At 33.0% G+C, this 11,735-nt stretch carries 8 protein-coding genes and 1 pseudogene; 4 read left to right on the top strand and 5 right to left on the bottom strand.

What is annotated here, in order from left to right:
- Window positions 1–92: pseudogene (locus IDG60_RS16325) on the bottom strand (GyrI-like domain-containing protein); the annotation flags it as partial.
- A gap of 112 nt (window positions 93–204) precedes the next feature.
- On the opposite strand from IDG60_RS16325, the gene IDG60_RS16320 reads away from it, so the two are divergent.
- Window positions 205–861, top strand: a complete 657-nt coding sequence (locus tag IDG60_RS16320; RefSeq protein ID WP_001080281.1) for a C39 family peptidase — start codon at window positions 205–207, stop codon at window positions 859–861.
- 62 nt (window positions 862–923) lie between these two features.
- Here the strand turns inward: IDG60_RS16320 and IDG60_RS16315 are convergent, their stop codons facing one another.
- Window positions 924–1,730: a metallophosphoesterase gene (locus IDG60_RS16315; protein WP_000690200.1), complete on the bottom strand. Its 807-nt coding sequence runs from the start codon at window positions 1,728–1,730 to the stop codon at window positions 924–926.
- Between the two features lie 285 nt (window positions 1,731–2,015).
- Here IDG60_RS16315 and IDG60_RS16310 point away from each other — a divergent pair, with 285 nt between their 5' ends.
- On the top strand, window positions 2,016–3,425 hold the full coding sequence (locus tag IDG60_RS16310; RefSeq protein ID WP_000101538.1) for an amino acid permease: 1,410 nt from the start codon (window positions 2,016–2,018) through the stop codon (window positions 3,423–3,425).
- A gap of 137 nt (window positions 3,426–3,562) precedes the next feature.
- A complete protein-coding gene (locus IDG60_RS16305; protein WP_001185695.1) occupies window positions 3,563–5,641 on the top strand; it encodes a cation:proton antiporter in 2,079 nt (692 codons plus the stop codon).
- Window positions 5,642–5,781: 140 nt separating this feature from the next.
- On the opposite strand, the gene IDG60_RS16300 is transcribed toward IDG60_RS16305, so the two are convergent.
- Window positions 5,782–7,611 (bottom strand): APC family permease, encoded by a 1,830-nt coding sequence (locus tag IDG60_RS16300; protein WP_000483052.1) that lies wholly within the window; start codon window positions 7,609–7,611, stop codon window positions 5,782–5,784.
- Window positions 7,612–7,842: 231 nt separating this feature from the next.
- Here IDG60_RS16300 and IDG60_RS16295 point away from each other — a divergent pair, with 231 nt between their 5' ends.
- A complete protein-coding gene (locus tag IDG60_RS16295) occupies window positions 7,843–9,339 on the top strand; it encodes a serine hydrolase domain-containing protein (protein WP_000208563.1) in 1,497 nt (498 codons plus the stop codon).
- A gap of 91 nt (window positions 9,340–9,430) precedes the next feature.
- Here the strand turns inward: IDG60_RS16295 and IDG60_RS16290 are convergent, their stop codons facing one another.
- Both IDG60_RS16290 and IDG60_RS16285 read right to left on the bottom strand, forming a co-directional pair.
- A complete protein-coding gene (locus tag IDG60_RS16290; RefSeq protein ID WP_000034497.1) occupies window positions 9,431–10,282 on the bottom strand; it encodes an NAD-dependent epimerase/dehydratase family protein in 852 nt (283 codons plus the stop codon).
- A gap of 321 nt (window positions 10,283–10,603) precedes the next feature.
- On the bottom strand, window positions 10,604–11,539 hold the full coding sequence (locus IDG60_RS16285) for a 2-dehydropantoate 2-reductase (RefSeq protein ID WP_206160926.1): 936 nt from the start codon (window positions 11,537–11,539) through the stop codon (window positions 10,604–10,606).
- Window positions 11,540–11,735 lie beyond the last annotated feature (196 nt).

Here is an 11,735-nt window from a genome sequence, read left to right as displayed (position 1 = left end):
GCTATATGTTGCTGAGCCTGTCGTCCATTTTCATACGTTTCTTTAATACCTACTAACGTTAACGACGCAAGTTGTTGTAATTGATATTCCATTTTATCACTCCATTAATTTTATTCACTCATGTAAAACATATGTTTAGGACATTTTGCATTGACGCTATATAATTATATTAAATATTTATTGAATCAATGCGAGGACTATATTATGAACCGAAAAATATTACCAGTTAAACCTATCAGTCAGCTATTTCCTATCCCTATGGTCATGGGGTGTGAAGGTGTTTCCGCAGCCATGATGTTGCAATACAATAACCAACATATCCCTGCTACAGAAATTATGAGACATTGGCCGACACATCCGAACAATCCACATAAAGGTTATGTTGGACATCACTTATTCATTAAGCTTGGCAATTATCATCAAACGATATTTCCAGAAGCATATGTACCATTTTTACAAAAATACAATCCTAATATCGTAGACGGCACTGGTAAATCCTTAGAAGATCTTAAAGGTATTATCGATCAAGGTCAACCTGTGTTAATATACCATACTAATCTTGGCTCTAAACCATTACTACGTGTTTTCCGCTTTGATAACAAGCCAGCGAAACAAGTTTCAAATATTCACGTAACGTTACTCATTGGGTACGATGATTACTATTACTATTATATCGATCCACTTTGGAGTCATATTCGTCGTGGCCTAGTTTTACCTGCCATCATTCCAAATCGCAAACAAATTATTAAAATTCGTAAAGAGAAAATGGAATACAGCTTTAATTCACCAGGAAGAAAATGCATTTATGTGCAACCACATTCATATACAATTGAAAATCAACAACAAAATAAACACACGTAAGTAAACACATTACTCGCGTGTGTAAAACATAAAATGCGCAAACTGGGTCAGGTTTGCGCATTTTAAATTTCTATTATTTGTATCGTCTCATTTATTTCCTGGTAAATATCTTCTGAACGCCATTGTCTTGGATAGCCTAGACACGGACAGAGATAACATCTGCCATCATCCATCACACTTTTACGAAAATGAACATGGCCCATAATACTATATGGTATATCGAACATCGCATACAAAGGATTGAAATCACTTGTCCCAATAAATGCATTATAAAAATCGAATATACGATGTGGCATAGGAACAATGAAATCAGGGTGCGTCACAACATGTGTGACTAAAATCACTCGTCTATTTCCTACTTCTAATATATCTTTCTTCACTTGTTCAGCCGCTATTTTAGATAAATTTTGATCTGATATGCCCCAAGATATTCGTTCTTTATCTTGCCAAGTCGCACCATAATGTTTTCCTTTTTGTAAATGTTCTAATGAAAATCGTTGTGCTGCAAAGCTATAATCATACCAACCTGTATGTCCTATTATTGCCCATTCTTCATTTACTATAAATGGTTTTCCTACCAAGCACTGTGACATGCTCTTATAATTATTCCAAATGTCTTGCGTAGTCATACTTTCAACTTCCCATAAATCATGGTTTCCAGGAACAAATTTCACAGGTATATCTAATTGTTTTGTCAATTGCGTTATAAATTGGTGCGTCAATTGATAATGATTTGAGATATCTCCCGCAATCAACAATATATCCAATTTCTTATACTTAACTATTTCAACCAATGCCTCTAAGTAATCTTCGGATGTTTTTTTATTATGACGATCAATATGTAAATCGGCGATTGTCCCTATCTTCATACCCATACCTTCTTTACTCAAATTAAAATGTTATTTATTATGCCATAGCTTATCTAATATATATAGTTAACTGCTTCATTTAGATGATTATTTTATATTTTTGCATAAAAACTTATATCTTTTCAAAAAATCGATAAGTTTTAGTTATCATACCCTTACCTATCAAATGTTTTTTCTTATATTTAAAAAAATAATTGCTTTATTAAATGGATTTCTTTAGTATTTATAATTAAGAAAACGCTTACACACAACTTTTTTATTTGCTTTATCCTGAGGAGGAAAATTATGGCAAGAAAATTGCATAGAGAGTTGAATAACAGACACATCCAATTGATAGCAATTGGGGGCGCAATTGGAACTGGGTTATTCCTAGGATCAGGTCAAACAATATCTTTAACTGGTCCATCACTGTTATTCACATACATGATTATTGGGGTTGTACTATTCGCTTTTATGCGCGCATTAGGCGAATTGTTGTTGAGCAATACAAGATTTAATTCATTTGTTGATATTGCAAATGAATATTTAGGACCTTTTGGTGGCTTTGTCATTGGCTGGACTTACTGGTTATGTTGGATTGTATCAAGTATGTCAGACCTAACTGCGATGGGACAATACTTTGCATTTTGGTATCCACAAGTCCCAAATTGGATTACCGTGCTATTTATTGTTTTAATCTTGATTAGCTTCAACTTATTAGGTGCCAGATTATTTGGTGAACTGGAGTTTTGGTTCTCTATTATTAAAGTTGTCACAATTATTGCGATGGTTATCGTTGGTCTTGTATTAATCTTTTTCTCATTTAAAACACATTATGGACATGCATCATTCACAAACTTAATCAGTCACGGCGGCATGTTCCCTGGAGGAACATTTGGTTTCCTAATGTCATTCCAAATTGCTGTATATTCATTCATTGGTATTGAACTTATAGGTGTAACTGCTGGTGAAACGAAAGATCCTGAAAAAACCTTACCGAAAGCAATTAATAATGTACCTATCCGTATTTTATTATTCTATATCGGTGGTCTATTAGTAATTATGTCAGTCATACCTTGGAATGATATCGATCCAAATAGTAGCCCTTTCGTTAAACTCTTTACATTAATCGGCGTGCCATTTGCAGCAGGCGTCGTTAACTTTGTCGTGCTAACTGCCGCGGCCTCTGCTACAAATAGTGGTATCTATTCGAATAGTCGTATCTTATTCGGACTGTCACAACAAGGGTTAGGTCCTAAAGTTTTAAATAAAACGAATAGTCATGGCGTGCCTTATTTATCAATGTTAGTTTCATCAATTGCATTACTTATAGCAGCCTTGTTAAACTACATTTTCCCTAATGCAATTCAACTATTCATATACGTTACAACGTTATCAACTGTGTTGTTTTTAGTTGTTTGGGCAATGATTATTGTCGCTTATCTAATGTATTTGAAAAAGCATCCTGAGGCACATAAAAACAGTAAATTTAAGTTGATTGGTGGTAAGCCTATTGCTTACATTATTCTAGCGTTCTTCTTCTTTGTATTCATTTTATTATTCTTTAGTGACGAAACAAGAGCAGCTATTTATATTTCACCATTCTGGTTTATATTTTTATTTTTCTTTTATAAAAAATACAAAACGAATGCTGAAAAGCTCGCGTATGAACAACGACAAAATGACAGCGGTCATTTCAGATATGACAATCAATAATTTAAACATCTCGCTCTAGTATCAGTTCAACCGATACTAGAGTTTTTTTGAAAATAACTTCATTTTATCAATATATCTATGTCATTATGCCTTAAAAGTGATAAAATATTAACTATTAAAATTTTGAGGAGTATTGTATGGCACTATTAGAAGCATTTTTAATTTTTATTTTTGCTGTGATTATTAGTTCGGTTATCAATAATCGATTCCCGCAAATTCCTACTGCCTTTATTCAAATTGCATTAGGTGTCGTTATTTTCATTATTCCAATACAAGTTGATTTCCAATTCAATTCTGAAGTATTTATGTTTGCCGTTATCGCGCCACTACTTTTTGTGGAAGGTACCCACGTCTCTCGAACAAAATTATTAGAATATCGTAAACCTATACTATTAATGTCAATGGCACTAGTGTTTGCAACTGTAGTCGGTGTTGGCTATTTTATACATTGGATTTGGCCTGCCTTACCAATGCCAGCCGCTTTTGCAATAGCAGCAATTTTATGTCCTACTGATGCAGTAGCAGTATCTGCTATTACACGCGGAAAATTATTACCTAAAGGTTCTATGACGATTTTAGAAGGTGAATCTTTACTCAATGATGCAGCAGGTATCATTTCATTTAAAATTGCTGTTACTGCATTAGTAACTGGTACCTTTTCATTATTCCAAGCTGTTGAACAATTTATCATTTCAACAATACTAGGTGTACTTATTGGTGCAATTATTGGATTCGTTGTCGTTAGAATACGTATAGACTTAACCGCTAATAAAGGTTTAAAAGATAACAATACCTTAACTTTTATTCAATTATTAACTCCTTTTGTCGTATACTTTTTAGCAGAAGAAGTTCATGCTTCAGGTATCATTGCAGTTGTAATCGCAGGTCTAATCCATGGTTTAGAACGCGACCGTTTAATTAGAGCACAAACGGAACTACAAATGAATTACCATCAAATTTGGAACACATTTAGTTATGCCTTAAATGGTTTTGTATTTGTTGTATTAGGTTTTATGATTCCTACTGTAGTCATAGATATTTTCCAAACAGAGCCTGACAACTTTTCATTTTTAATAGTGATCACTATATTAATCGCTATTGCAATTTATGCATGTCGATTTGTTTGGGTTTATTTCTGGTACAAAGATTTTTATTTCCCGAAAAATATACAATCTTATCTAGACGAAGAACATGATTCACATGAAACACCACCTTCTCGTGTGCGTTACGCATTTATTATGACGATGTGTGGTATTCACGGTACAATTTCACTTTCAATGGCACTTACATTACCATTTATCATTACAAAAGGACAAGCATTCGAATACCGTAATGATTTATTGTTTATTGCATCTTTCATGGTATTAATTAGTTTAATCTTAGCGCAAATTGTTTTACCTTTAATTACACCATCTGCCGAAGATACTACTTTTAAAGGTATGACTTATCAATCTGCCAAAATTTTCATTGTTCAAAAAGTGATACAGCATTTTAAAAACGAAAGTAAAAAAGACAAAAACGATACAAATTATCGCCCAGTATTAAACCAATACTATGGAGAATTGTTATTTTTATTAAATTCAGAACCTAATAATCAAAATACAAAAGAACTCAAACGTTTAGAAGATATTGCAAAAGTAATCGAAACATCTACACTTGAGCGTTTAATTGATAAAGGTAAGGCAACGTATCAGGATATTAATAATTACCGCAATATTGTCGAATTAACAGAGACACACCGTACTGCATCATTTGTTGAAAAATTTGCAAACTTCTTCAAGATGTTATGGCTTAGACTTAAAGCGATGAAGCACTACAAAGCCTTAAATAAAGAATCTAAGAAGCAAGAATTTGAAAATTCATTCAAAGATGTTCAAAAAATTATGCGTATTGTGAATCACAATATTATTTTACGCTTAAAAGAAGAACAAAATAGTACAAATGTACTTGAGGTTAGCTTAGTCATTAATCATTACTATGATATGAGTCGCTCATTAAAGTGGCGTGCACAACGTCGAAAAGAACGTCAAGAAAACAGCAATCAAATCATACCGCAAGCTATGTTCCATAACCACAAATTGGAAGCATTGTACTTACAACGTCACCTTTTAGATGAATTAATTCGCAAAAATAAAATCAACAATATCGTTGCAGCTCAAATTCGAGAAAATATCAATTACAACGAAATTGTCTTGTCTTTACAGTCCAAACATTAAGCAAGACATAACAATACCCCCCATACATATGAGACAAAGTCATTATCATCTCATATGTACGGGGTTTTTATATTCAACATCAAAAAATCGGATTGATGAAAAGTAAATAACCTTTCATCAATCCGATTTGATTATAGAATCTATTTTTTAAGTTTAAATGGAATTGTACATACGTTAACATTCTTTTGATAAATTAAATACAATTTCATACGCAAACTAGTTTGATTGTGTAATAAATTATGCCAACGTTTCTTAGTAATAAATTCTGGTATCACTACTGTAATCATATAGTTTTGATCGTTTGCTTTACGATTAATCTTATCGATAAAACGTGAAATTGGTCGTATAATACTGCGATATTCCGAATGTAAAATAACTAATCTTACATCTGGGAAATGACGTTTCCATTTCTCTTGGAATGCTTTTTCATCTTCATCTCCAAATGATACATGTACTGCTATGACATCATTATTCGCAAGCATTTGTGCGTAATAAATAGACTTATCAACTGCTGTTGTAATACTTGTTATCGGCACAATTGCTAAATTACGATCTACCACGTCCACATTAAGAACATCAATGTCAGAACGTAATTGTTCTGCGATATCTCGATAATGTTTGTTAATTTTCAAGAAGAAAATCACCACGAACGGCAAGAAAATAAGTATCGGCCATACTTGGCTAAATTTAGTTATGAGTAAAATCATAAAAACAATAAATGTCACGATACCACCTAGTAAGTTCACAGACAACTTACTTAACCAATTCTTAGGACGTTCATGAATCCATTTAATAACCATACCGAATTGTGCTAGTGTAAATGGAATAAATACACCAACAGCATACAATGGAATTAAATCTTCAGTCATACCATCAAATACAATAATTAAAATAATGGCTAATACACCTAAAATAATAATTGAGTTAGAGTAGCCTAAGCGATCACCTCTAACAGTAAACATTCTAGGCATATATTTATCTTTAGACATTGAAGCCGCTAACATCGGAAAAGCTGTAAATCCAGTGTTGGCTGCTAATACCAAAATCATCACGGTCGTTGCCTGTACAAAATAGAAGGCAGCATTATCACCAAATATTTGCATAGCTAATTGTGATAAAACTGTCGTTTCCGTTTGTGGCATAATTCCATAAACATATGCTAAACCAACGATACCAACTAATAAAAACGCTAAAATTGAACCCATAGCAATTAACGTTTTTACAGCATTATTAGCACTTGGTTCTCTAAAATTGGTTACCGCATTTGAAATAGCTTCAACACCTGTTAATGATGAAGCCCCTGATGAAAAAGCTTTTAATAGCAAGAATAATGTTACTCCAGGAACCGCAGTTCCTACTGATGCATGCATATGTGGTTGAATATCTCCTGTCGCCACACGGAAAGTACCTATAAATATTAATATCACTAACCCTATAATGAAAAGATATACTGGATAGGATAATACGGTGGCAGATTCAGTTAAACCACGTAAATTTAATATTAAAATAAAAAGTACAAGTAAACATGCAATCAGTACTTTATGCCCATATAAACTTGGGAATGCAGCAACAAATGCATCAGCACCAGATGATATACTAACAGCGACAGTCAGTATGTAATCGACTAATAATGAGCCTCCTGCAAGCAATCCCCATTTTTCTCCTAAATTGGTCTTGGACACCATATACGCGCCGCCACCTTTAGGATATGCATAAATAATTTGCCTATAAGACATAATTAAAGCAGCTAATAAGATCAGAACAGCACCTGCAATCGGTAAAGTATACCAAGTTGCAACTGCACCCACTACTGATAATGTAATCAGTATTTGTTCGGGACCGTAAGCCACTGAAGATAATGCATCCGACGAAAGAATCGCTAACCCTTTAAACTTCGATATCTTTTCGTCTTTTAGTTCTCTGTTTTTTTTAGGTTGCCCTATAATAAGTCTTTTAAATTGATTGAACATAATCTCCTATTCCTTTTTATAGTTTTTGATGGATATCACTATACGCCTATCTTTCCAAAAAGTATAGAGAGTTAATTAATATTTTTTATGTAATTATACACCTATTAACATATAAGGTGTCAAAAATAATGGTAAATATACCTCTTTAATTAATTTATTCAATAGAACTGGTATAATAAAATAAATCTCATTAGGCACTTAAGTAAATTTAACATATAAAAAGGAACGTTTATGACTACTAAAAAACTGTATTTTCTATCCATTTCTATTATCATTTTAGTCGCCATTTCAATTGCTATATATATAACATTAAATAGCAATACGAAGACACGGTTAACCAATGATTCGCAACAACAAATAGATAAAATTATCGAGCATGATTTACAAAAGGGACACATTCCTGGAGCATCAATTTTAATAGTAAAAAATGGCAAAGTTTTTTTAAATAAAGGTTATGGTTATCAAGATGTTGATAAAAAAGTCAAAGCTTCTCCCACAACAAAGTATGAAATTGCTTCTAATACTAAAGCTTTCACAGGTCTTGCAATTTTAAAATTAGCTCAAGAAGGTCGATTAAACTTAAATGATGACGTATCCAAACATGTGCCTCATTTTAAAATGAACTATAATGGTCAAAATGAAACTATTACGATTAAGCAACTTTTGGCTCAAACAAGTGGTATACCTAGTGATATTACAAGCGAAGACGCCGTAACAAATAAAAATAATCGTTTAAATGATGTAACCCGTGCAATTATGGGTGATGAATTACATCATAAGCCCGGAGAAGAATTTGAATACTCAAATATGAACTATGATTTATTAGGTTTAATTATCCAAAACGTTACGAAGCAATCCTATACAAAATATATTACAAATTCATGGCTCAAGCCTTTGCATATGACACATACATCATTCAAACAAACCAATAACAAATCAAAACATGATGCTATTGGCTACGAATTACAAGGTTCGACACCTGTCGTCTCTAAACCTGAATTTAACCTTTGGGATACACCATCAGCATATATGATGACATCAACTGAAGATTTGGAACATTGGATAAAATTCCAACTTAATCCACCTGATAAATACAAATCATTAGTTCAACAATCACATAAAAATTTATCATCAACAATTGGTGAACCTAATGCCAATGCATATGCTTCGGGCTGGTTTACCAATAATGATGAACATTTAGTGTTTCATTCAGGAACGCTCGATAACTTTTCATCATTTATTTTACTAAATCCAAAACAAAATTATGGAATTGTTGTGCTTGCAAATCTAAATTCGGAATATGTACCCAAATTAGTTGAGCATCTTAATACACAAATTGTAAATCACAAGCGATATTCGACGGTTGCGTCTATACTCAATCAATATAAAGACCAATTTAATATTGTTACCGTTTTGATGACAACACTTATTTTATTAGCATTTATATTCTCAGCTTATCGTGCTTGGCAAATGCGCCATGGTCAAATTCTTTTGCGTAGATCAAAACGGATTGCTGTATTGAGTTGGCTAACTTTATGTTTATGTATCGCTATAGCGCTCATATTATATGCATTACCATATCTCATTCTCGGTAGCAATAATTGGTCTTTTGTACTGACTTGGCTACCAATAGAAATTAAATTAGCACTAATCACAACATTAATTGCATTATTCAGTACATTAATTGTAATTCTGTTATTCCTTCATACAAAGATAACGAAGACATAATAAAAAAGACTTGTTCGAGCCGTGCGTTTGATAATATATCATCCACGATTCGACCAAGTCTTTATTCTTTGTATATTAAACGGATAAATTATTATTTAATTGGATTCATGCCGTCTTTCCAAGTTTTATAAATCAGAGTACCACCTTGCGCTTTAAACTTCTCATTGCTTACGCCACGTTCAAATGGTTGTGCAGGTTGAATATCAATATTTGGTTCAACACCAAGTTGTTCTTTATACCATTCTGCAAATTCAGAACCTTTAACAGGTGCATCATCTGCTACATTATAGATACCATTTTCAAAATGAATAGCTTGAATAGATGTTTCAACTGCATCATCAAGATGCACAAATGATGTTACGCCATCTGAAAGTGTCACTTGACCATCCATAAATTGATTATAAATCATGCCATCTTTTCCGTACCAAGTACCTGGGCCATATAACCAACCAAAACGTAAAACAACGTATTCATCCATACGAGCCGTTTCTTCTTCTAGACCAACCACACCATCAACCGTTACTTTTCTATCACCAGTTGAGTTAAAATCAAGTGAAGTTTCCTCATTTGCTAATCCTTCGCCAGGTTCATACATAAAGGCAATACTTTGGGCAATTACTTTCTTAACGTCATGCTTTTTCGCCGCATCAATTAAGTTTTTAGAACCTTCAATACGTACTTTCGTATTTGCTGCCATATCAACATTTTTTAAATCCGTAATTTGGTTGATAATGATTTCTGGTTTAAAATCTGCTAACGCTTGATCAATAGTATCAGCTTTTAATATATCACCAATATATGCTTTTACATTAATAGCAGCTAGCTTTTGTTGACCATTCTCAGATGTAGTAAAACCAGCAACCTCATGCCCCTCTTCCTTTAGTCTTTGAACTAATTTAATGCCAATAAGGCCCGTTGCACCAGTTACAAAAATTTTACTCATTATAAACACCTTTTCTCTATTTGTCTTTTTAATATAATTACTTGCTTGATGAGTTTACAAAATTCACGTGAGACTTCCAAATGATTTGCCTCAAAATTTTTCAAAGTGTCGTCGTAAAAACTGTCTAGTAAATACTAATAGTATGTCGTAGACCTATGACAAATCTGAATTATGACGAAAATCAATCAAGAAAAACAGCACCAAGATCATTTCAATTTGAAAGTACCTTACTGCTGTTCTTTATTTATTACATTTCAATCTTAATAATGACCGTAATATCACGTGATTGTCATTTCCTTGTAATCATACCTAAAACACCAATTAATCCTGTGCGTGTCGCTGACTTTCTTTAGTATGAATTAAATCAGTAATAAAGCGATTGACTGGCGCTTCAATATGACGTTGTTTACCCAATGTTGCAACTGCGTCATTAATATAATCAATTTCAGTTTTTCTATTATTAACAATTAAATCTTGATACATGGATGGATAATGCGCACCAACTTTTTCATTTAAATCAACTAAATATTCAAATACTTCATCAACATTTAAATGAACATTATCAATCGTCGCTACATGCACTATTTCTTGCGTTAATTTATAAATCAAACACTTCGCATAACTACTTTCATTCAGTGATGCCATATTACACTCCAACACTGTGCTTAATGCATTTGCCGTACCATTAACACAAATCTTTTTCCAAATCGATTGGTATAAATCTTTACTAATGACACCATTCAATTCCGCTTCGTTAAGTAAATCAGCAACTTTTATAACATTTTCTTTACCTTCATCCACTAGTTCACCTATTTCAACTGGTCCACTACCAAGTAAATGACTGTGTCCAGGGCTTTCAAGACCTGCCGTCCAAGTCGTAACACCTCTGACAATTTGTGATTGAGCAACATACTGCGCAATGACTTCTTCATGCTTCAGACCATTCATCGTACATACGACGATCGTTTCATTATCAATATGTGGCTTCATATCTTCCATCACTTCTTTTAATTGCATAGACTTTGGAAATAGAAAGACAACATCGTAAATGCTTTCGTCCCGTTGATCATTAAAATGATACATCGGAATGTTTAACTCGAATGCCTCTCCATTAATCGTTATATTTAATCCATGTTGCTTAACCGCTTCAACATGAGATGTATATCCGTCAATAAGTGTGACATCATATCCTGCTTGAAATAGTTTGGCACCAAAGCCACTACCTAATGCACCCGATCCAGCAATTGCAATTTTCATCCTATAAACCCCTCTTCATCGTTGTTGTTCATTTTAAAAATACTACTTTCGCATATTAGCGTCAATTTGAAAATCATTCGCTTAATATGCACACAGCTTTTATCGTCTATAAAAGAACACACCTAACATTAAACGTCAATACGTAACATTAAGTGTGTATGATAAACTTACTTTCACAAAATTTCCTTTAAAATCC

The sequence above is a fragment of the Staphylococcus sp. EG-SA-2 genome (genome assembly GCF_017152085.1).
The sequence above is the reverse complement of the archived record's forward strand: the minus strand, read 5'-3'. Positions and strand labels throughout refer to the sequence as shown.

Bases quoted from the DNA above. Each gene is read 5' to 3' on its own strand.
- IDG60_RS16300 (WP_000483052.1), bottom strand. From the start codon at position 7,611: ATGTTCAATCAATTTAAAAGACTTATTATAGGGCAACCTAAAAAAAAC.
- IDG60_RS16305 (WP_001185695.1), top strand. From the start codon at position 3,563: ATGGCACTATTAGAAGCATTTTTAATTTTTATTTTTGCTGTGATTATT.
- IDG60_RS16295 (WP_000208563.1), top strand. From the start codon at position 7,843: ATGACTACTAAAAAACTGTATTTTCTATCCATTTCTATTATCATTTTA.
- IDG60_RS16290 (WP_000034497.1), bottom strand. From the start codon at position 10,282: ATGAGTAAAATTTTTGTAACTGGTGCAACGGGCCTTATTGGCATTAAA.
- IDG60_RS16315 (WP_000690200.1), bottom strand. From the start codon at position 1,730: ATGAAGATAGGGACAATCGCCGATTTACATATTGATCGTCATAATAAA.
- IDG60_RS16310 (WP_000101538.1), top strand. From the start codon at position 2,016: ATGGCAAGAAAATTGCATAGAGAGTTGAATAACAGACACATCCAATTG.
- IDG60_RS16320 (WP_001080281.1), top strand. From the start codon at position 205: ATGAACCGAAAAATATTACCAGTTAAACCTATCAGTCAGCTATTTCCT.
- IDG60_RS16285 (WP_206160926.1), bottom strand. From the start codon at position 11,539: ATGAAAATTGCAATTGCTGGATCGGGTGCATTAGGTAGTGGCTTTGGT.